The organism is Rhodococcus sp. GQ147, from assembly GCF_059759155.1.
On sequence record NZ_JCAXDU010000022.1, the window covers coordinates 1 to 22,047 of the forward strand.

Here is a 22,047-nt window from a genome sequence, read left to right on the forward strand (position 1 = left end):
TCATCACGTTACCGGACACCTGTCCGGCTCGCTCCGAGGCAACCGTTCTAAGCTATCACGTCCGATTTCAGGGACGCAAATCGCTGCTTTCCCGTTCTCTTCTGTGAGAGCCGATCGATGCGACATCGAACATGCCTGTTTCCGAACCTTTCGGTCCGGCGGGCTGTTCGGTGTCGCTCGAACGACGACTAAGTTACGCCGACGCTAACGCGCCGTCAAATCCGCTGGTCAGGGGCTCGCCAGCGTCGGCAAAGACCTCAGTCGCGGACGACTCGCACGCCGGCGAAGTTCCGCTTGCCCCGACGCAGGACGAGCCAGCGTCCGTGCAGCAGCTCTCCGTCGCGCGGGGTCCACTCCTCCGAGGCGATACGGACGTTGTTGACCGACGCGCCGCCTTCCTTGATGGTGCGACGCGCAGCTCCCTTGCTCTCGCACAGCCCCGACGCGACGAGCAGGTCGATGATCGTGTCCGGCTCGCCGGCGCGGAGCTCCGTCACGGACGCCTCGGTCAGGGCGGCCGCGAGCGTGGGCTCGTCCAGCTCGCCCAGCTCGCCTCGCCCGAAGAGAGCGCGGCTGGCCAACTCGACCGCTGCGGTGTTGTGCGCTCCGTGCACGAGCGTGGTCATCTCGGCAGCGAGTCGCTTCTGGGCCTCCCGTGCGTGCGGACGCTCCGTGGTGGCGGTCTCGAGTTCGGCGAGTTCGTCCTTGTCGAGAAAGGTGAACCAGCGCAGGTACTTCATGACGTCGGCGTCGGCAGCGTTGACGAAGTACTGGTACCAGGCGTACGGGCTCGTCATCTCCGGGTCGAGCCACAAGCTGCCACCACCGGTGGACTTGCCGAACTTCTTGCCGTCGGACGAGGTCACGAGCGGGACGGTCAAGGCGTGCACACTCTCGCCGTCGGTACGGCGGTTGAGCTCGACGCCGGCGATGATATTGCCCCACTGATCGGAACCGCCGACCTGAAGCGCACATCCGTATTCGCGGCGGAGCTGCACGTAGTCGTTGGCCTGCAGGAGCATGTAGCTGAACTCGGTGTACGAGATGCCGTCACCTTCGAGGCGGCGCTTGACGGTGTCGCGGGCGAGCATCACGTTGATCGAGAAGTGCTTCCCGATGTCGCGCAGGAAGTCGATCGCGGACAGCTTGCCGGTCCAGTCGAGGTTGTTCACGACCACGGCTCCCGTCTGGGAGTCGTCGAAGTCGACGAACCGCTCGAGCTGCCCACGGATCCGCCCTGCCCATTCGGCGACGGTGTCGGCGGAGTTCATGGTGCGCTCCCCCACGTCCCGCGGGTCACCGATCATGCCGGTCGCGCCACCTGCGAGAACGATGGGCCGATGGCCGGCGCGCTGGAAACGCTTGAGTGCGAGGAGCGGAACGAGGTGACCGGCGTGCAGGCTCGGGCCGGTCGGATCGAAACCGGCATAGAGGGTGATCGGCCCCTTGTCGAGTTCGCCTCGAAGTGCGTCGAGATCGGTCGATTGCGCGATGAGCCCGCGCCAGGTCAGTTCGTCGAGAATGTGCTCAGTCACCGTTCGATCATCCCATCACGCTCGAGGCGCAGCGGGCGCGCGTGGGCTGCGCCGGTACGCGGAGACCCCGATCGCCCCGGGAACCCACAACCGCCACGGTCTGTCGGCCGCCACGCTGATCCCCACCCGCGGCCCCCGCGCGGCCTCCCCGACCAGCGGTTCGGCCGGGAGTTCCACCCGCACCCGAGCGTCGGAACCATCCACGTCGATGCCGTTGTCGGCCAGATCGAGACCGAGCGCAGCAGCGAGATTGCCCGGACCGCGCGCAAGGTTCGCGAACGGCGTGCCGGACGTGCGCCGGGAACGGACGGCCTGCTCCCCCGCGATCACCTCACCACCGCGCAACAGCACCGCCGCGGCGGTGCCGTCGGGACCGAGGGAGACGTTCGCGCAGAAGTGCAGTCCGTAACTGCGGTAAACGTACAGATGTCCCGCTGGTCCGAACATGACCGAATTGCGCGGGGTCGGTCCGCGGTACGAGTGCGCGGCCGGGTCCGGCCACGGTCCGTCCTCGGGGCCGCCGTAGGCCTCGACCTCCGTCAGCAGGACGGCGGTCTCCCCCACTCGGATGGTTGCTCCGAGCAGCGCTTCGGCAGCCTCGACCGGATCGAGTCTTTCGAGTTCGCCGCGGACGGATCGATGATTGCGGCTCAGTCGGTGCTCCATCCGGCGACACCGCGCGCGGTGAAGTCCTCGTGCTCGGCGTCGCTGACCTCGCGCGCCTCGTCGACGAGAAGGACGGGAATACCGCTCTCGATCGGATACGCCCGCCGCAGTCGCGGGTTGTACAGGACGGCGTCGTCGACGAGAAGCAACGGCCCCTTGTCCTCCGGACAGGCCAGAATGCTCAGCAACGTGGGATCGACAGCCACGGATGTCCTTTCGAAGGGCGGAACCGAACCGGACCCAGGCTACCGCGCCCCGGCGGGCGAACCGGCCGTGCCCGCCTTCCACGCCGTGGCCACGGCCTTGGTGAACCGCTTGTACGTCCCGGTGTCGGGGTTCAGGTACCAGGTACGGACGGTGGGCACGGGCAATCCCTGTTCGCGCAGACGATCGGCGGACGGGCGATAGGACGGGCCCAACGGGATGTCGGGCACGACGTGCACGAGATCGGGTCGCTCGTCGGCCGGGACCGAGTCGAACGCCGCAGTGATCTCCGCGGCCGTCGGTGCACGGTTGCCCCGCAGCGAGCAGCCGGCCACTGCGATGTCGCGACCTCCCACCGAGATGCCATAGGCGACGGCGAGATCGACACGCGGGATCGCTTCGAGCACGTCCGCCACGCTCTGGGTGAAAACCGGGCCGTGGAAGGTGGGAATCACCGTCCCCCGACTGTCGAGCAACCAGTAGTCGCCGTCGTCGTCGCGTCGGAACAGGTTGTCGGTGGGCGCCCACACGTCGCCCGGTTCGAACACGCCGCGCATCACACCGGTGATTGCCGAGGTTGCGGGACCGGGTCTGCCGAGCAGCAGTCCGACCTCGCCGACCTGCGCCTCCCGCACGAAGCCGCGTTCGTCCTCCACGAGTCGGCCGACGCCGGCGTCGTAGGCAGCGAGGCGCACATCGGCGCTACCGGGCAACGGCCGGCCCTTCGAGCCGATCTTCGAACCGGAGACGTTCGCGAGCACGACGTTGCCCTCGGTCGACGCGTAGAACTCGAGAACCCGGGCGGGCTCAAACCGGTCGAGGGTGCGGCGCCACAGGCCCGGTGGCATGCCGGAACCGATGAACAACCGGATGGGATGGATGGCGTCGATGTGCAGCGACGGGCTGTCGAGCACCTCACGCATCATCGACCAGGTATAGGTGACGACGGTGACGCCGTAGCGGTGCACTTCGTCGCTGAAGAGCGACGGATTCAACCCGCGCGACAGTGCGATACGCGCCCCGCCCGCGAGCGCCCCGCCGAAACTGACCAGCAGACCGGACGAATGATGCAGGGGCGCAAGGCAGTACATGGTGTCACCGCGGCCGAGCGAGGCGGCGGTGGCGGTACCGAAGGCCGACAGCGCCCACCGGTAGTTGGTGACCCGCCGCACCGCGAGCGTGTCGCCACCACCGGAGAACAGGATGAATGCGAGTTCGCGCGCGAGTCCGGGATCGGGGACGTACCAGCCCGGCAATTGCACGGAGGAGATGTCGAGTCGTTCGAGATCGACGACGTCGGCGCCGGGCTCGACGTCGAGGTCGCGGACGTCGCCGCCGCCGAGGACCAGCACGGGAAGACCGGTCGCGACGGCCGCGTCGAGGTTCTCGGGATCGGCGACGATCTTTTCGACACCGCCCAGTCGCACGGCCTCGGCGATGTCCGGTCCCGGGGGGATGAGGGCGGAGACGGCGCCGAGGCGGGAGATCGCCGCGACCGCCGCCATTGCGCTGGGGCGCACGTCCATGAGGATGCCGACGTGCATCGCGGGACGGATGCCGTTGTCGGCGAGCCCGAGGACGACGTTGTCGATCCGCCGGTTGACGGCCTCGAAGGTGTAGACCCGGTCCTCGAAGATGAAGCACTCCCGCTTCGGCGACTTGCGGCCGATCTCGGCGAGCAGACCGCCGACGGAGATGCGGGTGCGCGGCTGGATCTGCCCGAGCCGCGCGAGGCGGGGAAGGGCGCGGGCGGCCTCCCCGGTGAGATCGCGTGCGCCGCGGACGGCACCGACCGCGATCCCCGCGAGCCCCTTGCCGAGATCGGTCCCGACGTCGGCGAGCGTTGCGGCCGTGTGCGTGATGCGGGATGCGACCGAGACGCCCGTGCCCTCGTCGGTGGGGTTCGGCACCGCCATCGGCGCGATGCCGACGGGCCGGTCCCCGACGCCCTCGCGCCACTGCACCCATTCCCCGACCGACGGCCACGTCTGCTGGCCGGCGACACTGCCCACGACGAGTCCGAAATGACCTGCGCGCAAGGTGTATTCGTAGACCTCCGCGCGGGGTGCGGCCTTGCGGATGCCGCGCACGGCGAGCGGTTGCCCGATGTCGTCGACCTCGCCGACGACTGCGAGGACGGGACAGGTGATCTCGGCGAGGCTCACGGCCCGGTCATTGATGACGAACCCACCGCTGACCATGCGGTTGTGGGCGATGAACTGGCGCAGTACCTCCGCGACGGCGGGACCGGACCACGCCACCCATCCCTCGGTGTCGAGGAATCGGCGCTGCGGCTCGCGCGGCAACAGCGCCTCCCGGTCGTGGAGCTGGAGCAGGAAGTCGATGCGCGATCGCAGCGTCTTGACCGGATCGAGCAGCTGGAAGCCGGTGCGCGCCATCCATCCGGTGATCGCGAGGCGGTTGAAGACGTGGTCGGCAAGGAAGTCGGCGGAGTGGGTCGCGACGATCTCCGGGATCCCGAACGGCAGGGCGGCGAGGGTGTCGACCGGGCTGCCGAAGGTGATCAGGCTCGCGATGCCGCGGCTGCGCCGATAGGCCGCGACCTGATAGCAGAACATGCCACCCTGCGAGTATCCGCCGAGATGCACGTCGCGACCGGTGTAGGCACGGACGCAGTCGACGACCTCGTCGAGGGCGAGGATGTGATCGGTGAGGGTGCGCTTCCAGCCGCCCTCCTCCTGGTCGGGCGATCCGAAGTCCACGACCCACGGATCGAGACCCGCTTCGTGGAGGCTGCCGACGGCGCCGGCGTCACGGGTGACGTCGTACACCTCGGCGGACACCATCATCGGTGGTACGAGAACGACGGGGATGCCCGTGGAGGCGGTGTCGGATTCGGGGAAGTACCGGCGGAGCCGGTACATGGAGGTGCGCTCGACGACCTGATAGGGCGACGACGACCGGCCGGGTTCGAGGCCACCGAAGCGCAGGACTTCGAGACCGTTCTGGGCAGTGGCGACGAGCCGTCGCACCGACTCGGTCACTACATCGGCGTCCAGTCCCACGGTCCGTTCCCCTTCTCGACGATGTATCCGCACCGGTCCCCGGCACCTGCGGTTCTACACCGGTACCCGCTGCATGCCGAGAGTATGTGCCAGCCTGCCACACGGCCCTCACCGTCCCGGGCAACTCGGGGTGTGCCCGGGACGGCAGGCGTGTCAGTCGCGAACCCGGTCGCGCAGTTGTGCCGCGGCGTCGCGCACGCGGCCGAGTTGCTCGGCCACCCGCACGCCCGCGGTGCCGCCGCGAGCGTCGCGCGAGGCGATGGAGCCTTCGACGGTGAGCACTTCCCGCACCTGCGGGGTCAGTGCCGGATCTACACCGGCCAACTCCTCGTCTGTGAGGTCCTCGAGGCCGGCTCCGCGGCCTTCGGCGACCCGCACGCACGCCCCGGCCGCCTCGTGGGCGACGCGGAACGGCACACCCTGGCGGACCATCCACTCGGCGATGTCGGTCGCGAGGGTGAATCCGGCGGGTGCGAGCTCGGCCATGCGCTCGGTGTGGAAGGTCAGCGTCGAGACGAGCCCTGCGATCGCCGGGAGCAGCAGCTCGAGCTGAGCGACGGAGTCGAAGACCGGCTCCTTGTCCTCCTGCAGGTCGCGGTTGTAGGCCAACGGCTGCGCTTTGAGCGTGGCCAGCAGACCGGTGAGGTTGCCGATGAGGCGACCGGCCTTACCGCGGGTGAGCTCGGAGACGTCCGGGTTCTTCTTCTGCGGCATGATCGACGACCCGGTCGACCATTCGTCCGCGAGGGTGACGTACCCGAACTCGGGGGTGCTCCACAGGATGATCTCCTCCGCCATGCGGGAGAGGTCGACGGCGATCTGCGCGAACACGAACGCCGCTTCTGCAGCGAAGTCGCGGGAGCTGGTGGCGTCGATCGAGTTGTCCGCCGCCGAGTCGAAGCCCAGGTCGGCCGCAATCGCGTCGGGGTCGAGACCGAGCGACGATCCGGCGAGCGCTCCCGACCCATACGGCGAGACCGCCGCGCGCTTGTCGAAGTCGCGTAACCGGTCGACGTCGCGCAGCAACGGATGCGCATGGGCGAGCAGGTGGTGCGCGAGCAGCACGGGCTGCGCCGCCTGCAGGTGCGTCTTGCCCGGCATGACGGCATCGGGGTGCGCCGCGGCCTGGTCGGCGATCGCATCGACCACATCGAGGACACCGTCGGCGATGCGCCGCGCGCTGTCGCGCAGCCACATGCGGAACAGCGTCGCGACCTGGTCGTTGCGGGAGCGGCCCGCGCGGAGCCGGCCGCCGACCTCGGGGCCGACCCGTTCGATGAGTCCCCGTTCGAGCGCGCCGTGCACGTCCTCGTCGGACTCGGCGGGGCCGAACGCACCGGAGGCCACATCGGCGGCGAGCCGGTCGAGGCCGTCGAGCATCGTGGCGAGGTCGTCGTCGGTGAGGAGTCCGGCACGGTGCAGAACCTTGGCGTGGGCCTGGGAGGCGCGCACGTCGTACGGGGCGAGCGCCCAGTCGAAGTGCGTGGACTTGCTCAGCGCCGCCATGGCGGCGGCCGGTCCGGATGCGAACCGGCCGCCCCACAGGGCACCTTCGTTGGTGCCGTGAGCCGTCATGACTACAGGCCCAGATCGCGCTTCGCGGCGACCTTCGACGACAGGCCGTGGATCTGCACGAAGCCCTTGGCGTTGGACTGGTCGAAGCTGTCACCCTCGTCGTAGGTGGCGAGGTTGAAGTCGTACAGCGACTCGGGGCTGCGACGGCCGTTGACGGTGATGTGTCCGCCGTGGAGCACCATGCGGATGTCGCCGGTGACGCGCTCCTGAGTGTTCTTGATGAAGGCGTCGAGGGCGGTCTTCAGCGGCGAGTACCACAGGCCGTCGTACACCAGCTCGCTCCAGCGCTCCTCGACGCGACGCTTGTAACGGCCGAGTTCGCGCTCGAGGGTGACGTGCTCGAGTTCCTGGTGCGCGGTGATGAGGGCGATGGCGCCGGGGGCCTCGTAGATCTCGCGGCTCTTGATGCCGACGAGGCGGTCCTCGACCATGTCGAGGCGGCCCACACCCTGAGCGCCGGCGCGACGGTTGAGTTCCTGGATGGCCTCGAGGACGGTGACGTGCTTGCCGTCGATCGCGACGGGGCGACCGGCCTCGAAGCTGATGATCAGCTCGTCGGGGGCCTGCCAGTGGGCGGTGGGGTCCTCGGTGTAGTCGTAGACGTCCTTGGTGGGGGCGTTCCACAGGTCCTCGAGGAAGCCGGTCTCGACGGCGCGGCCCCAGACGTTCTGGTCGATGGAGAACGGCGAACGCTTGGTGACGTTGATGGGCAGGCCGTTCTCCTCGGCGAAGGCGATGGCCTTCTCACGGGTCCAGGCGTAGTCGCGGACCGGTGCGATGACCTGGAGGTCGGGTGCGAGGGCGCCGAAGCCGACCTCGAAGCGGACCTGATCGTTGCCCTTGCCGGTGCAGCCGTGGGAGACGACGGTGCCACCGTGCTCGCGGGCGGCCTGCACGATGTGCTTGACGATCAGCGGGCGGCTGATGGCCGAGACGAGCGGGTAGCGATCCATGTAGAGCGCGTTGGCCTGGACGGTGGGCAGGCAGTACTCGTTGGCGAACTCGTCCTTGGCGTCGACGACGATCGATTCGACGGCACCGCAGTCGAGGGCGCGCTGACGCACGACCTCCATGTCCTCGCCACCCTGGCCGAGGTCGATGGCCACGGCGACGACCTCCTTGCCGGTCTCCTTACCGATCCAGCTGATGGCGACGGAGGTGTCCAGCCCGCCCGAATAGGCGAGTACGACGCGTTCGGCCATTGTCTTTGTGCTCCTTCGTATTTCGACGTGCGTCTATGAGTGGTAGGTCAGGCGAGTGATTCGATTTTCGCGGCCAGTTCGGCTCCCGTCGTCGGTTCGCGGGCGATGACCGCGATGGTGTCGTCGCCGGCGATCGTTCCGACCACCTCGGGTAATGATGCCCGATCGAGTGCACTGGCCAGATAGTGCGCCGCCCCCGGCGGGGTGCGCAGCACGGCGATGTTGCCGCTGGAGTCGGTGGACACCAGCAGTTCGCCGAGCAACCGGGACAGGCGGTCGGTGCCTCCGGTCACGCCGCGCACAGGGCTGCCGTCCTCCGGGACGACGTACACCCCGGCGCCCCCATCGGCCGCGCGGAGCTTGACGGCGCCGAGTTCCTCGAGGTCGCGGGACAGGGTGGCGGTGGACACCTCGATGCTGTCCTCGGCGAGGAGTGCGGCGAGTTCGGTGTGGCTGCGCACCGGGTGCGCGGCGAGCAGTGCGACTATGCGGGCCTGCCGCGCCGCGCGCGTCGGCGCGGTCGCCGCACTGTCCGCATGGTTCGCCGCGGTGCTCACGGTCAGCTCCGGCTCTGCTCGAGCAGCCACACCAGCAGGGCCTTCTGTGCGTGGAGGCGGTTCTCGGCTTCGTCCCACACCACAGACCGCGGTCCGTCGATGACCTCGGCGGTGATCTCCTTGCCGCGGTAGGCCGGCAGGCAGTGCAGCACGATCGCGTCGGTGTCGGCAAGGGAGACGAGGTCGTCGTTCAGCTGGAACGGCCGGAAGGGTGCCTCGCGATCCTTGCCGTCGTCCTCCTGCCCCATCGACACCCAGGTGTCGGTGACGAGCACATCGGCGCCGCTGGCTCCGGTACGCGGGTCGTCGGTGACGGTGACGCTGCCGCCGGTCTCCTCTGCCCGTGCGCGGCTCGCGTCGACGACCTGCGAGTCGGGGGTGAACCCGGCCGGGGACGCGATGGTCACGTGCATGCCGGCGGTGACGCCGCCGAGCATCAGCGAGTGCGCCATGTTGTTGGCGCCGTCGCCGAAGTAGGTCATCCGCAGGCCCGCGGTGGCGCCCTTGTTCTCGCGGATGGTCTGCAGGTCGGCGAGGACCTGGCAGGGGTGGAAAGTGTCGGTGAGCGCGTTGACGACGGGCACGGTCGAGTGCTCGGCGAGCGTCTCGATGCGGTCCTGGCCGTAGGTGCGCCACACGACCGCTTCGGTGAACCGGGAGAACATCCGGGCGGTGTCCTCGAGGGTCTCACCCTTCCCGATCTGGGTGGAGCCGGTGTCGACGACGACGGCGTGCCCGCCGAGTTGGGCGATGCCGGCGTCGAAGGAGAAGCGGGTGCGGGTGGAGGTCTTGTCGAACAGCACGGCGACGCTGAGGGGCCCTTCGAGGGGGCGGCGGGACAGCGGCGCCTTCTTCAGTTCGGTGGCGAGTTCGAGCACCTCGGTCTGTTCGGCCGGGGTGAGGTCGTCGTCGCGCAGGAAATGGCGGAGCACGGGTCGTCAGTTCCCTTCCCGGTCGGCGGTGTCGAGGACGGCGGGCAGCGCCGTCACGAAGCTCTCGGCCTGCTGTTCGGTGAGGATCAGCGGGGGCGCGAGGCGGATCACGTCCGGTGCGGCGGCGTTGACGAGGAAACCGGCCTCGCGGGCGGCGGTCTCGACGGCCGGCGCCTTCGCGGCGGTGAGGACGACACCGAGGAGCAGCCCGGAGCCGCGCACGTGCGAGACGAGCGGGTGCCCGAGTTCCTCGATGCCGGCGGCGAGGGTCTTCCCGACGGTGTTCACGTGGTCGAGCAGGTTCTGCTCGTCGATCGTGCGCAGCACCGCGAGGGCGGCCGCGGCGCACACCGGGTTGCCACCGAAGGTGGTGCCGTGCTTGCCGGGCCGGAACAGCTCGGCGGCCGGACCGGTGGCGAGGACCGCACCGATGGGCAGTCCGCCGCCGAGGCCCTTGGCGAGGGTCATCACATCGGGGGTGATGCCCGCTGCCTGGTGGGCGAAGAAGGTACCGGTGCGGGCGATACCGGTCTGGACTTCGTCGAGCACGAGCAGGGCGCCGCGTTCGGTGGTGATGCGACGCGCGCCGGCGAGATAACCCTCGGGCGGGACGACGACGCCGGATTCGCCCATGATCGGTTCGAGGAAGACGGCGGCGGTGTTCTCGTCCACCGCGGCCTCGAGGGCGTCGAGGTCGCCGTAGGGCACGAACTCGACGCCGGCGGGCATCGGTTCGAAGGGGGCGCGCTTGTCGGGCTGGCCGGTCAGGGCGAGGGCGCCCATGGTGCGGCCGTGGAAGGCCTTCTCGCACGCGACGATCCTCGGCCGTCCGGTGAGCCGGGCGATCTTGAAGGCCGCCTCGTTGGCCTCGGTGCCGGAATTGCAGAAGAAGGCGCGGCCCTCGTGACCGAAGCGATCGAGGAGCTTCTCGGCGAGTTCGAGCACCGGCGGCGAGGCGTACAGGTTCGACACGTGGCCGAGCTGGTTCAGCTGGGCGGTGACGGCCTCGATGATCGCCGGGTGGCGGTGGCCGAGGCTGTTGACGGCGATGCCGCCGAGCAGGTCGAGGTACTGCTTGCCGTCGGCGTCGGTGAGCACGGCACCGTCGCCCGCGACCAGCGCGACCTTGGGCACGCCGTAGTTGTTCATCAGCGAACCCGCCCAGCGCTGCTGGAGGTCGGACGTGCCGGTCATGCGGGGCCTTCCTTCTCGGAGGACGGCACCACCATGGTGCCGATGCCTTCTTCGGTGAACAGTTCGAGGAGCACGGAGTGCGGCTGGCGCCCGTCGATGACGTGCGCGGTGGGCACTCCCCCCTGAACGGCGCGCAGGCACGCCTCCATCTTCGGGACCATGCCGGAGTCGAGCGACGGCAGCAGCGCGGTAAGCGCGTCGGCGTCGATCCGCGAGGTGAGCGAGCTGCGGTCGGGCCAGTTCGTGTAGAGGCCTTCGACGTCGGTGAGCACGACCAGCTTCTCCGCGCCGAGCGCTTCGGCAAGGGCGGCCGCGGCGGTGTCGGCGTTGATGTTGTGCACCACGCCGTCGGCGTCGGGCGCGATCGTGGAGACGACGGGGATGCGCCCGGCGGCGATGAGGTCGAGCACCGCGCCGGGGTCGACGCTGGTGACGTCGCCGACGAGCCCGATGTCGGTGGCCTCGCCGTCGACGACGACCGTGCGGCGGGTCGCGGTGAACAGTCCGGCGTCCTCGCCGGAGGTGCCGACGGCGTAGGGGCCGTGGCTGTTGATCAGGCCGACGAGTTCGCGTCCGACCTGCCCGAAGAGCACCATCCGCACGACGTCCATGACCTCGGGGGTGGTGACACGGAAGCCGCCGCGGAATTCACCTGCGAGGCCGAGTCGCTCGAGCATGGCGTTGATCTGCGGGCCGCCGCCGTGCACGACGACGGGGTGGATGCCGACGGTGCGCAGGAACGCCATGTCGGCGGCGAAGGCGGTCTTGAGGGTGTCGTCGATCATGGCGTTGCCGCCGTACTTGACGACGACGATCTTGTCGCGGAACTTCTGCAGCCACGGCAGGGCCTCGGCGAGGACGAACGCCTTCTGCTGCGAGGTGAGGTCGGCGATCAGTGCGTCGGTCACGTCGTCTCCTGTGTTCGTTCCGGTCACGACGAGTACGCCGAGTTCTCTTCGACGTAGGCGTGCGAGAGGTCGGTGGTGCGGATGGACACCTGCGCGTTGCCGAGGCCGAGGTCGATGTCGAGTGCGATGTCGGCCGCGGACAGGTCGACCTCGCGGGCGCCGGGCGCACCGACACCGTCGATGCACACCGGGTTGCCGTTGAACGACACGGAGATCTTGTCGGGGTCGAGTTCGATCGGTGCGATGCCGATGGCGGCGAGCACGCGGCCCCAGTTTGGGTCGGAGCCGAACAGTGCGGTCTTGACGAGGCTGTCGCGGGCGACGGTGCGGGCACCGATCAGGGCGTCGGCCTCGCTGGCGGCGCCGCGGACGGTGACGGTGACCCGCTTGGTGACGCCCTCGGCGTCGGCCATCATCTGCTCGGCGAGGTCGTCGCACACGGCGAGGACGGCGGCGTTGAGCTCGTCCTGGCTCGGGGTGATCCCGCTCGCGCCGGAGGCCAGCAGCAGCACGGTGTCGTTGGTGGAGGTCGCGCCGTCGACGTCGAGGCGGTCGAAGGTGAGCCGGGACGCGTGGCGCAGCGCGGTGTCGAGCTGATCGGCGGTCGCGACGGCGTCGGTGGTGACCACGCACAGCATCGTCGCCAGGGCGGGGGCGAGCATGCCGGCGCCCTTGGCCATGCCGCCGACGTTCCACTTGTCGGCGTGGTGCAGGGCGGCCTGCTTGGGCACGGTGTCGGTGGTCATGATCGCGTAGGCGGCGTCGGTGCCACCGGAGATGCCTCCGGCGAGTTCGTGGACGATCTCCTGCACCCCGGAGAGCACCTTGTCCATCGGCAGACGGTCGCCGATCAGGCCGGTCGAGCACACGGCGACCTCACCGGCACCGGTCTCGGTGCCCCAGTTGCTCAAGGCGTTGGCGACGGCCTCGGCGGTGGCGTGGGTGTCCTGGAAACCACCGGCGCCGGTGCACGCGTTGGCGCCGCCGGAGTTGAGGATCACCGCGCGCAGGCTGCCGGACTTCAGTACCTGCTGGGACCACAGGACGGGGGCGGCCTTGACCTTGTTGGTGGTGAACACACCGGCGGCGGTGAGTTCGGGGCCCTCGTTGACCACGAGCGCGAGGTCCTGTCTGCCCGAGACCTTGATGCCGGCGGGGATGCCGGCGGCCCGGAAGCCGGCGGGACTGGTGACACCCTGGGTGCGGATCAGGCGTCCCCCGGCGATCTCGGTGGCGCCGGTGTAGACGTCGTCTGCGTACTTGTTCTCGGTCACGGAGCCACTCCCACGGTGGACAGGCCGGCGGTCTCGGGCAGGCCGAGTGCCAGGTTCATCGATTGCACGGCGGCACCGGCGGTGCCCTTGGTGAGGTTGTCGAGCGCGGCGACGACGATGAGCAGTCCGGCGTCGGTGTCGACGGTGACGGCGATCTGGACGGCGTTCGAGCCGACCACCGCGCCGGTGGCCGGTAGTGCGCCTTCCGGCAGCAGCTGCACGAACGGTTCGTCGGCGTAGGCCTTCTCGTAGACGGCGCGGGCCTCGGCGGCGGTCACCGTGGTCGGTGCGGTGCAGGTCGCGAGGATGCCGCGCGGCATGGGCGCGAGGATCGGGGTGAACGAGACCTTCACGTCGGTGTCGGCAAGAGCGGAGAGGTTCTGCTTGATCTCCGGGGTGTGCCGGTGGGCGCCGCCGACGCTGTAGGCGCGGACCGAGCCCATGACCTCGGAGCCGAGCAGGTCGACCTTCGGGGACTTCCCGGCGCCGGAGGTGCCGGAGACGGCCACGACGTTCACGACGGGTTCGACGATGCCGGCGGCGACGGCCGGTGCGAGTGCGAGCAAGGCGGAGGTCGGGTAGCAACCGGGGACCGCGATGCGGGTGGCGCCGACGAGGGCGTCGCGCTTGCCGGGCAGCTCGGGCATGCCGTAGGGCCAGGTGCCGGCGTGGTCGCTGCCGTACCAGCGCTGCCAGTCGGCGGCGTTCTCGAGCCGGAAGTCGGCGCCACAGTCGATGACGACGGTCGTCTCGGGCAGCTGCTCGGCGATCACGGCGGAGTGGCCGTGCGGCAGGCCGAGGAAGACGACGTCGTGCCCGAGCAGGGTGTCGATGTCGGTGGCGCCGAGCACGCGGTCGGCGAGCGGCAGCAGATGGGGATGGAACTCGCGCAGGGTGGCGCCCGCGTTACCCCCGGCGGTGAGCGCGCCGATGACGAGCGAGCCGTCCTGGTAGGCGGGGTGGCCGAGGAGCAGGCGCAGGATCTCGCCGCCCGCGTAGCCGCTGGCGCCGGCCACGGCGACCCGTAGCGGCGACTCGGAGGTGGCGGTGAAGTCCGGTGAAGTACCCATACGAATGATTATGCACCCTCATGCAAATCATTTCATAGGGGGTGTCCCTTTCGGAGGATTCACTCCGACCGCAACGACCGCCGGATCTCCGCGAGCCGGTCGGCAGCGGCCGCCTTGCGCTCCTCGTACTGCTCCTCGAGCGTGCGACCCGCACCCGTCGCGTGCGCGAGTTCCTCCGCGCCGAGCGCGGTCGCCGAACGCTGTTCGATCTTCTCACGCACCGATTCGAAGGTCGGCACCCCGTCCGCGGTGTATCCGGTGATCTCCTCGATCGTCGGTGCGCGGACCGGGCCGTCGACGGATCCGGTGTCGACGACACCCGGTTCGACGATCTCGGCGTCGTGGACCTGAGCGTCGTGGACGTCTTCCTCGCGTGGGGTCACGTCGGGATCGGGGCTCGGCTCGGGGTCGATCGGCGGCACGTCCGGGATGTCCGGGGCCGGGGGAATATCCGGCACTGTCGGCGTCTCCGGCCCGGCCGGGGTCACGTCGGGGACGGGCTGCTCCGGCTTGTCGGGCTCCTCGGGAGACGGCACCCGGCCGGCTTCGTCCTTGCTCATGCCTCCAGGCTACGTCGCCCGGCTGCCACTGAGTCCTCTTCGGCGCGAGCCAGCAGATACGCCTCGAGGGCCTCCCGGCTCGTGTACCGCAGGGGCACACCGAGTTCCTCACGCAACCGCCGGTTGTCGAGCACCGGACGGTACTGCAGGAAGGCGACCCGCTCCGGGCCGTGCTCGGTCGATCCCCACGCGCGCCCGATCCTCAGGGCGAACTTCAGGACCGCGCCGGGCACCGTGAGGGATTTGCGGTTCGTCATCGCGGCGATCTCGGGCACGGTGACCGTCGAGGTGCCGTGGGCGGGCGCCGACCTGGGGAAGCTGCCCGGCGTTGCGTCGATCCGCACCCACGTGGTCTCGGAGTGGTTCACCGAGGGCGGGGCGTGGCGGCTGAACGCGCTCGGTCCGGGAGAGCGAGGGGAACTGACGTCGGGCTCCCGGCGGGTGGGTGAGCGGCGCGGACGCACGACGATCTCCGCCACCGACCGCGCGATCCTGTCGGCGCTCGCGGTCGACGGCCGCACCCCGATGCGCACCCTCGCGGAGATCGCCGGGCACATCCTCGACCGGGCGGTCCGCAAGGTCACCACGGTCCCGCCCGAGGTGTGGCTGCCGGGCGGGGACGCGGGCGGCTCAGGCGCGTAGTTCGGCACCGACCGCGGTGGCCGCGGCGGCCACCGCTGCCTCGCGGGCGGCGCTGGCCTCGTCCTCGGTGAGGGTGCGATCGAGGGCGCGGAAGCGCAGCGCGAACGCGAGGGACTTGCGGTTCTCCCCCAGCTGGGCGCCCTGATAGACGTCGAACAGACGGATGTCCTCGAGCAGCTCGCCGCCACCCGAGCGCAGGGCGCTCTCGACGTCGGCGGCCGGCACATTCGCGTCGACCACGACCGCGACGTCCTGCAGGACCGCTGGGAACGGCGAGACCACCGGCGCCGGAAGCGATTCCACGATCGGTAACGCGTCGAGGTCGAGTTCGAAGGCGCACGTGCGTGCGGGCAGACCGGCCGGTTCGATCACCGCGGGATGCAGTTCACCGGCGTGGCCGACGACGACCCCGTCGACAAGCAGTTCGGCGCAGCGGCCGGGATGCCAGGGCAGGTACTGCGCGGCGCGGCGCTCGAGGCGCACCCCGGCGGCACGTGCCACGGTCTCCGCGGCGGCGAAGGCATCGAAGGCATCGGCGGCGCGTCCCGTGCCCCACGGCCCGGCCGGTTCGCGCAAACCGGCGAGCACACCACCGACGTGGACCGGCTGCTTCGGCAGCGACCCTTCGAGCAGGGCGATCTCGTCGTCGGTGGGACGACGGTCGACCGGGAGCGCGTCGACCGGCTTGGTCTCGGAAGTGGGATGCACGACCTGCGCGATTGCGTAGAGCGACAGGTCGCGCTGGCCGCGCGAGACGTTGCGGCCGAGGATCTCGAGCAGGCCCGGCAGCAGCGTGGTGGCCAGCTCCGGACGATCGGCTTCGAGGGGGTTGAGCACCTTGGTGGTCACCCGGCGCGGGTCGTCGGCGTCGAGCTTCCAGGTATCGAACACGCCGGCCGGCAGGAACACCGGGGCCAGGACCTCGACATAGCCGTCGTGGGCGAGCGCGCGGGAGACGGCGCGGCGGCGCTTCTGCGTGGCCGTGAGACCGCGGCCGGCGGGAGCGGTGGGCAGCACCGACGGGATCTGCTCGAGGCCTTCGAGGCGCAGCACCTCCTCGACCAGGTCGGCAGGCTGGCGCAGGTCGGGGCGCCAGGTCGGCGGGGTGACGACGAGCTGGCCGTGGCCGTCCTCGCCGACACCGACCTCGACCGCGCATCCGATCTGCGTGAGACGGCGGGCAGCGGTGCCGTTCGGGTAGCTCACCCCGGCCATGCGGTCGGGCAGGTCGATGTCCATGCGGATCGTCGGACTCTCGGTGGGCACGACGATGTCGGTGAGGGTCGACTCCACGCGGCCGCCGGCGATCTCGACGAGCAGGCTCGCGGCCCGGTCGAGCGCGGCGCGGGCCAGGGCCGGATCGACGGTGCGCTCGAAACGCTTGCCGGCCTCGCTGCTGACCTTGTGCCGACGGTTGCCGCGGAAGACGGCGAGCGGATCCCAGGTGGCGGCCTCGAGCAGCACGTCGGTGGTGCTGTCGCCGACCTCGGTGGTCGCGCCGCCCATGATGCCGGCGAGGGAGATCACCCCGGAGTCGTCGGTGATGACGACGTCCTCCGGATCGAGATCGCGCTCGACACCGTCGAGGGTGGTGAGCTTCTCCCCTGCCCGGGCGCGTCGCACGACCAGCTCACCCTGCAGGCTGGCGGCGTCGAAGGCGTGCAGCGGCTGGCCGAGTTCGAGCATGACGTAGTTGGTCACGTCGACGGCCGGGGAGATCGGGCGGACACCGGCGGTGTGCAGGCGGCGCTGCATCCACCACGGGGTGACGGCCTTCGGGTCGATGCCGGTGACGCGGCGTGCGGCAAACCGGGTGGCCTTCGTCTCGGACTCGAGCCGGATCGGGTAGGCCTCCCCGCCGTCGGACGGCAGTGCCGGCACGGCCGCGGGATCGGCGAATTCGAGGTCGAAGCCGCACGCGAGTTCGCGGGTGAGGCCGCGGACGGAGAAGCAGTATCCGCGGTCGGGGGTGATGTTCAGTTCGACGACGGTGTCGCCGAGACCGAGCAGATCGTTGGCGTCGGTGCCGGGTTCGGCCGTGCCGGGCTCGAGCACGAGGATGCCGGAGTGGTCCTTGCCGATGCCCAGCTCGGACAGCGAGCAGATCATGCCGTCGGAGATGTGCCCGTAGGTCTTGCGCGATGCGATGGCGAAGTCGCCGGGAAGCACGGCGCCGGGCAGGGCGGCGATGATGAGGTCGCCCTCGGCGAAGTTGCGGGCACCGCACACGATGCCGCGCGGTTCCTCCTCACCGACGTCAACCTTGCAGAAACGGATGGGCTTCTTGAACTCGGTGAGCTCGGTGATCTCCACGACCCGTCCGACGACGAGGTTGTCGATGCGGCCGAGGGTCTCGATGTCCTCGACCTCGAGTCCGACCCGGACGAATCCCGCGTCGAGTTCCTCGGCGGTGACGTTCCACTCCGGGGTGGCGCGCTGCAGGATCTCGGTCAGCCAGGACTGCGCTACTCGCACTTGTGCTCAGCTCTTTCGTTCGGTCGTCGGTCGGTGGAGTCGGTGTCGGGAGCGGGCTGTCAGCCCTGCACGCCGAACGGCAGGGTGAAGCGCACGTCGCCCTCGACGATGTCGCGCATGTCGGGGATGCCGTTGCGGAACTGCAGGGTGCGTTCGAGGCCCATTCCGAACGCGAACCCGGTGTACACGTCGGGGTCGATGCCCGAGGCCCGGAGCACATTGGGGTTGACCATGCCGCAGCCGCCCCACTCGACCCAGCCGGCGCCGCCCTTCTTGTTCGGGAACCACACGTCCACCTCGGCGGACGGTTCGGTGAACGGGAAGTAGTTCGGGCGCATCCGGGTGCGGGTCTCCGGCCCGAACAGCGCCCGCGCGAACGCGTCGAGGGTGCCGCGCAGGTGCGCCATGGTCAGGCCCTTGTCGACGGCGAGACCCTCGACCTGCGAGAAGACCGGGGTGTGGGTGGCGTCGAGTTCGTCGGTGCGGAAGGTGCGGCCGGGGCACACGACGTAGATCGGGATGTCGCGGTGCAGCATGGTGCGGACCTGCACGGGCGAGGTGTGGGTGCGCAGCACCTGCCGCGAACCCTCCGGGGCGATGTGGAAGGTGTCCTGCATCGTGCGCGCCGGATGGTCGGGCAGAAAGTTCAGGGCGTCGAAGTTGAAATGCTCGGTCTCGACCTCGGGGCCTTCGGCGACCTCCCAGCCCATCGCGACGAAGACGTCGGCGACCTCGTCGGAGATGATCGAGATCGGGTGGCGGGCGCCGAGCGCGCGGCGGGTCGCGGGAAGGGTGACGTCGACGGCTTCGGCGACGAGGACCGCGGCGTCGCGTTCGGCCTGCAGCACGGCCTTGCGGTCGTCGAAGGCGGCCTGCACGGTGGTGCGGTGGGCGTTGACCCGCTTGCCGGCGTCGGCGCGCTCGTTGCCGGGCAGCGAGCCGAGGGCGCGCTTGGCGAGGGAGATGGGCGCCTTGTCGCCGAGGTGGTCGATCTTCGCCTGGGCGAGTTCGTCGAGGTCGGTCGCAGCGGCGAACGCGTCGATCGCGGACTTCTCGGCGGCGGTGAGCGCGTCCTCGGTCAGGGCGCTCGGATCGACTGCCGGCGGGGTCCCGCCCTCTTTCTTGGCCACGACCGGTGCATCTCCTTCTTCGGACGAACGGGTGATCTCGGTGGTGCGGTCCGGGCCGGAGGCCGCGGCGCACCCGGGAAATCCTATGTGATGGGCCGAGCGGCCCGATGTTGTACCCGCGCGCTCGCATACAGGCAGATCGAGGCGGCGGTGGCGAGGTTGAGCGATTCGGCGCGTCCGCGGATGGGGATGCGGACGCGGTGGTCGGCGCGGGCGGCGACCTGCGGATCGAGTCCGTGGGCCTCGTTGCCGAACAGCCACGCGGTGGGCGCGGCGAGCAACTCGTCGGCGTCGTCGAGGTCGATCTCCCCGTCGGCGGCCGTCGCGAGGATCTGCACGCCGGCCTCGGCGAGCGTGGCCAGTACCCGGTCGGTGTCGCGTTCGCGCGCGACCGGCAGGTGGAAGATGCTGCCGGCCGAGGAGCGCACGCACTTGCCGTTGTGCGGGTCGACGCTGTCGCCGGCGAGGACCACGGCGTCGGCGCCGACGGCGTCGGAGACGCGGATGAGGGTGCCGGCGTTGCCGGGTTCGGCGACCGCGACGGGCACGGCCAGCAGCCGCGACCGCGGGGTCACCGCTTCGGCGAGCGGCACGTCGAGGGTGTCGCACACGGCGACGAGGCCGGGCGGGGTGACGGTGTCGGACAGCCGGGCGGCGGCCCGCTCGGTGACGATCCCCACGCGCACACCCTTGTGGCGTGCTTCGTCGACGACCGTCGCGTACCGGCCGGCGGCCGCCTCGGTGACGAATAGTTCGTGCACGCGTGCAGCGGCGAGCGCCTCGGTGACGGAGTTCTCACCCTCGGCGAGGAACCGCCCGGTCTTGCGACGCTCGGCGGTCCGGAGCAGTTTCACAGCAGAAACGACCCGTGGTGTGCGCTCGGTGAGCGTGTCCACGGGTCGTTCCTGGATGTTGTCGTAGCTCAGGGCAGCACTCAGGCAGCCGGAGCGTTGACGTCGGCCGGAAGGGCAGCCTTGGCGACGGCCACGAGGCCGGCGAAGGCTTCGGCGTCGGAGACGGCGAGCTCGGCGAGGATCTTGCGGTCCACCTCGACACCGGCGGCCTTAAGGCCCTGGATGAAGCGGTTGTAGGTGATGTCGTTGGCGCGGGCAGCAGCATTGATGCGGCTGATCCACAGCTTGCGGAAATCACCCTTGCGGGCGCGACGGTCGCGGTAGGCGTAGGTCAGCGAGTGAAGCTGCTGCTCCTTGGCCTTGCGGTACAGACGCGAGCGCTGTCCGCGGTAGCCCTTCGAGGCCTCGAGAATCGAACGACGCTTCTTCTGGGCGTTGACGGCCCTCTTCACGCGTGCCACTGGTTATGTGTCCTGTCAGAGTTCGGGGGACGAACGAGGTGTCCCCGGATGGATCGGTCGGAGAGGCTCAGAGCCCGAGCATGCGCTTGACGCGCGGAGCGTCGGCATCGGCGACGACGGCCTTGCCGTCGAGGCGACGCGTCACCCGCGAGGACTTGTGCTCGAGCAGGTGGCGGCGACCCGCCTTCTGGCGCAGGACCTTTCCGCTACCGGACACCTTGAATCGCTTCGCGGTGCCGCTGTGGGTCTTCGACTTGGGCATGGAGTCCTCAGTTCTTGTCGTGTGCGTACATCGGTGCTCACGGACAGCACCGGATGTGCTGCCTGAGCGGGCTAGTTGCTCGGGGCGTCGCCCGTCCCGGGAGCCGGCGCGGATGGCGCGGACTCCGTGGTCGGGGCAGCGGAGGCTGCCGGGCGCGGTGCGGCCTGCGCCGGTGCGGCCTGCGCGGCTTCCTGAGCCTTCGCACGGGTCTTCGCACCCTTGTGCGGGGCCAGCACCATGGTCATGTTCCGGCCGTCCTGCTTCGGACTGGTCTCGATGAAGCCGAGGTCGGCGACATCGGCGCCGAGGCGCTGCAGCAATCGGTATCCGAGTTCGGGGCGCGACTGCTCGCGGCCGCGGAACATGATCGTGACCTTGACCTTCGAACCGGCCTCGAGGAAGCGCACGACGTTGCGCTTCTTGGTCTCGTAATCGTGGTCGTCGATCTTCGGACGGAGCTTCTGCTCCTTGATCACGGTCTGCTGCTGGTTCTTGCGCGATTCGCGCGCCTTCTGCGCGGCTTCGTACTTGAACTTGCCGTAGTCCATGATTTTGCAGACCGGCGGCCGGGCGTCGGGCGCCACCTCGACAAGGTCGAGGTCGGCTTCGATTGCCAGGCGGAGGGCATCTTCAACACGCACGATTCCGACCTGTTCACCGCCGGGTCCGACGAGCCGGACTTCGGGAACTCGGATGCGTTCGTTGATGCGGGTCTCAGCGCTGATGGGGCCTCCTAGGTAGAGCGGTGTGGTCGGTTTGACCGCACCGCAGCACGTGGCCCTACTCCTCGACAAGAAGACCCCGCTGTGGTGCCGAGGCTCCACGCGGGGTCCGATACCGACCGGTCGACGGCACCCAGCTCACGCTGCGTGATCCGCACCGCCCGATGCAGGGCGGACATCCGGGCTTCTACACCCGGAGGACCGGACCTCTCAGCTGCATCGATGTGCCGCCAGAGGTGGGAGTCGGACTCCACTTTGCTGCCCACGGAGGATCACCGCGGGCGGTCGTGGGATCAAGTCTAACAAAAAGCCACGTCGACGACGAATCGGCGCGTCGGCGCCGCACCCGCACGGTCGGCGCCGAGCGGCGCGACCCTATGCTCGACGCTATGACGGATGCTCCCGAGACCCCCGATCAGGACGCTGCGGCGGAGGATGTGCGCGAACTCGCCGACATCCCGGCCGTCGAGGTGATCAGCCGCGCAGCCGTGATGCTCATGAGTTCGGCTGCCGAGAAGCTCGGTCTCGCTGACGAGGATCCCGACAGCAGCGCGCGACGTGACCTCGACGAGGCCCGCCGCGTGATTACCGCACTCGCCGGCCTGATCACCTCGTCGGTGGAATATCTCGGTCCGCACGCCGGCCCGCTGCGCGAAGGACTGCAGGCACTGCAGCGCGCCTTCCGCGAGGCGTCGGCGGTGCCCGACGAGCCCGGCAAGGGCCCGGGCGAGAAGTACACCGGCCCGGTCTACTGAGCCGAACCGGAGTCCCGCCCACTTCACGCTCCCCGGCTGCTTC

At 69.8% G+C, this 22,047-nt stretch carries 22 protein-coding genes; 2 read left to right on the plus strand and 20 right to left on the minus strand.

Annotated features, from left to right (window positions below; all coding sequences use genetic code 11):
- Positions 1-257: 257 nt before the first annotated feature.
- From tyrS to AC6CID_RS21075, 14 genes are all read right to left on the minus strand, one after another.
- Positions 258-1,535 (minus strand): tyrosine--tRNA ligase, encoded by a 1,278-nt coding sequence (gene tyrS, locus AC6CID_RS21010; RefSeq protein WP_498354414.1) that lies wholly within the window; start codon positions 1,533-1,535, stop codon positions 258-260.
- A gap of 15 nt (positions 1,536-1,550) precedes the next feature.
- Positions 1,551-2,201 (minus strand): DNA-3-methyladenine glycosylase, encoded by a 651-nt coding sequence (locus tag AC6CID_RS21015; RefSeq protein WP_064060177.1) that lies wholly within the window; start codon positions 2,199-2,201, stop codon positions 1,551-1,553.
- Complete coding sequence (locus AC6CID_RS21020; RefSeq protein ID WP_039584036.1) at positions 2,186-2,407, minus strand: Trm112 family protein; 222 nt, start codon at positions 2,405-2,407, stop codon at positions 2,186-2,188. Before AC6CID_RS21020 ends, AC6CID_RS21015 begins: the two co-directional genes overlap by 16 nt.
- 39 nt (positions 2,408-2,446) lie before the next feature.
- Positions 2,447-5,431 (minus strand): AMP-binding protein, encoded by a 2,985-nt coding sequence (locus AC6CID_RS21025; protein WP_498354415.1) that lies wholly within the window; start codon positions 5,429-5,431, stop codon positions 2,447-2,449.
- A 153-nt stretch (positions 5,432-5,584) separates the two neighbouring features.
- Positions 5,585-7,006 carry an argininosuccinate lyase gene (gene argH / locus AC6CID_RS21030; RefSeq protein ID WP_006554816.1) on the minus strand — a complete coding sequence of 474 codons (1,422 nt, stop codon included), beginning with the start codon at positions 7,004-7,006 and terminating at the stop codon, positions 5,585-5,587.
- A gap of 2 nt (positions 7,007-7,008) precedes the next feature.
- Positions 7,009-8,208 (minus strand): argininosuccinate synthase, encoded by a 1,200-nt coding sequence (locus AC6CID_RS21035; protein WP_006554815.1) that lies wholly within the window; start codon positions 8,206-8,208, stop codon positions 7,009-7,011.
- Between the two features lie 47 nt (positions 8,209-8,255).
- Positions 8,256-8,765: an arginine repressor gene (locus AC6CID_RS21040; RefSeq protein WP_019289632.1), complete on the minus strand. Its 510-nt coding sequence runs from the start codon at positions 8,763-8,765 to the stop codon at positions 8,256-8,258.
- A gap of 2 nt (positions 8,766-8,767) precedes the next feature.
- Positions 8,768-9,697, minus strand: a complete 930-nt coding sequence (gene argF / locus AC6CID_RS21045; protein WP_064060175.1) for an ornithine carbamoyltransferase — start codon at positions 9,695-9,697, stop codon at positions 8,768-8,770.
- Positions 9,698-9,703: 6 nt separating this feature from the next.
- Positions 9,704-10,891 carry an acetylornithine transaminase gene (locus tag AC6CID_RS21050; protein ID WP_033097677.1) on the minus strand — a complete coding sequence of 396 codons (1,188 nt, stop codon included), beginning with the start codon at positions 10,889-10,891 and terminating at the stop codon, positions 9,704-9,706.
- A complete protein-coding gene (argB, locus tag AC6CID_RS21055) occupies positions 10,888-11,826 on the minus strand; it encodes an acetylglutamate kinase (RefSeq protein WP_498354416.1) in 939 nt (312 codons plus the stop codon). Before argB ends, AC6CID_RS21050 begins: the two co-directional genes overlap by 4 nt.
- Positions 11,823-13,073 (minus strand): bifunctional glutamate N-acetyltransferase/amino-acid acetyltransferase ArgJ, encoded by a 1,251-nt coding sequence (gene argJ / locus AC6CID_RS21060; RefSeq protein ID WP_064060174.1) that lies wholly within the window; start codon positions 13,071-13,073, stop codon positions 11,823-11,825. Before argJ ends, argB begins: the two co-directional genes overlap by 4 nt.
- The gene (argC, locus tag AC6CID_RS21065) at positions 13,070-14,143 is read right to left on the minus strand and encodes an N-acetyl-gamma-glutamyl-phosphate reductase (RefSeq protein ID WP_033097675.1); all 1,074 of its coding nucleotides are present in this window, start codon (positions 14,141-14,143) and stop codon (positions 13,070-13,072) included. Before argC ends, argJ begins: the two co-directional genes overlap by 4 nt.
- A 59-nt stretch (positions 14,144-14,202) precedes the next feature.
- Positions 14,203-14,703 carry a PspA/IM30 family protein gene (locus AC6CID_RS21070; protein ID WP_006553971.1) on the minus strand — a complete coding sequence of 167 codons (501 nt, stop codon included), beginning with the start codon at positions 14,701-14,703 and terminating at the stop codon, positions 14,203-14,205.
- A complete protein-coding gene (locus AC6CID_RS21075; RefSeq protein WP_174556237.1) occupies positions 14,700-14,960 on the minus strand; it encodes a Rossmann-fold NAD(P)-binding domain-containing protein in 261 nt (86 codons plus the stop codon). Before AC6CID_RS21075 ends, AC6CID_RS21070 begins: the two co-directional genes overlap by 4 nt.
- Here AC6CID_RS21075 and AC6CID_RS21080 point away from each other — a divergent pair.
- Positions 14,947-15,345, plus strand: coding sequence for an Lrp/AsnC family transcriptional regulator (locus AC6CID_RS21080; RefSeq protein ID WP_019289638.1), 399 nt, complete (start codon positions 14,947-14,949; stop codon positions 15,343-15,345). The two genes, AC6CID_RS21075 and AC6CID_RS21080, sit on opposite strands and share 14 nt — an antisense overlap.
- On the opposite strand, the gene pheT is transcribed toward AC6CID_RS21080, so the two are convergent.
- The 6 genes from pheT to infC all read right to left on the minus strand — a co-directional run bounded on the left by pheT (position 15,334) and on the right by infC (position 21,321).
- The gene (gene pheT / locus AC6CID_RS21085) at positions 15,334-17,820 is read right to left on the minus strand and encodes a phenylalanine--tRNA ligase subunit beta (RefSeq protein WP_498354417.1); all 2,487 of its coding nucleotides are present in this window, start codon (positions 17,818-17,820) and stop codon (positions 15,334-15,336) included. The two genes, AC6CID_RS21080 and pheT, sit on opposite strands and share 12 nt — an antisense overlap.
- Positions 17,821-17,879: 59 nt before the next feature.
- Positions 17,880-18,950, minus strand: a complete 1,071-nt coding sequence (gene pheS, locus AC6CID_RS21090; protein WP_024101130.1) for a phenylalanine--tRNA ligase subunit alpha — start codon at positions 18,948-18,950, stop codon at positions 17,880-17,882.
- Between the two features lie 83 nt (positions 18,951-19,033).
- The gene (locus AC6CID_RS21095; RefSeq protein WP_006553976.1) at positions 19,034-19,846 is read right to left on the minus strand and encodes a TrmH family RNA methyltransferase; all 813 of its coding nucleotides are present in this window, start codon (positions 19,844-19,846) and stop codon (positions 19,034-19,036) included.
- A gap of 38 nt (positions 19,847-19,884) precedes the next feature.
- Positions 19,885-20,265, minus strand: a complete 381-nt coding sequence (gene rplT, locus AC6CID_RS21100; protein ID WP_006553977.1) for a 50S ribosomal protein L20 — start codon at positions 20,263-20,265, stop codon at positions 19,885-19,887.
- 67 nt (positions 20,266-20,332) lie between these two features.
- On the minus strand, positions 20,333-20,527 hold the full coding sequence (gene rpmI, locus AC6CID_RS21105; protein ID WP_006553978.1) for a 50S ribosomal protein L35: 195 nt from the start codon (positions 20,525-20,527) through the stop codon (positions 20,333-20,335).
- Between the two features lie 71 nt (positions 20,528-20,598).
- Positions 20,599-21,321, minus strand: coding sequence for a translation initiation factor IF-3 (gene infC, locus AC6CID_RS21110; protein WP_033097706.1), 723 nt, complete (start codon positions 21,319-21,321; stop codon positions 20,599-20,601).
- A gap of 317 nt (positions 21,322-21,638) precedes the next feature.
- Between infC and AC6CID_RS21115 the strand changes: the two genes are divergently transcribed.
- Entirely contained in the window at positions 21,639-22,004 is a 366-nt protein-coding gene (locus AC6CID_RS21115; RefSeq protein ID WP_016692782.1) for a DUF1844 domain-containing protein, read from the plus strand.
- Positions 22,005-22,047 lie beyond the last annotated feature (43 nt).

Coding starts and splice junctions, on each gene's coding strand:
- AC6CID_RS21015 (WP_064060177.1), bottom strand. CDS start 2,201: ATGGAGCACCGACTGAGCCGCAATCATCGATCCGTCCGCGGCGAACTC.
- AC6CID_RS21035 (WP_006554815.1), bottom strand. CDS start 8,208: ATGGCCGAACGCGTCGTACTCGCCTATTCGGGCGGGCTGGACACCTCC.
- argH (WP_006554816.1), bottom strand. CDS start 7,006: ATGACGGCTCACGGCACCAACGAAGGTGCCCTGTGGGGCGGCCGGTTC.
- rpmI (WP_006553978.1), bottom strand. CDS start 20,527: ATGCCCAAGTCGAAGACCCACAGCGGCACCGCGAAGCGATTCAAGGTG.
- AC6CID_RS21075 (WP_174556237.1), bottom strand. CDS start 14,960: ATGACGAACCGCAAATCCCTCACGGTGCCCGGCGCGGTCCTGAAGTTC.
- AC6CID_RS21070 (WP_006553971.1), bottom strand. CDS start 14,703: ATGAGCAAGGACGAAGCCGGCCGGGTGCCGTCTCCCGAGGAGCCCGAC.
- AC6CID_RS21115 (WP_016692782.1), top strand. CDS start 21,639: ATGACGGATGCTCCCGAGACCCCCGATCAGGACGCTGCGGCGGAGGAT.
- argC (WP_033097675.1), bottom strand. CDS start 14,143: ATGGGTACTTCACCGGACTTCACCGCCACCTCCGAGTCGCCGCTACGG.
- AC6CID_RS21050 (WP_033097677.1), bottom strand. CDS start 10,891: ATGACCGGCACGTCCGACCTCCAGCAGCGCTGGGCGGGTTCGCTGATG.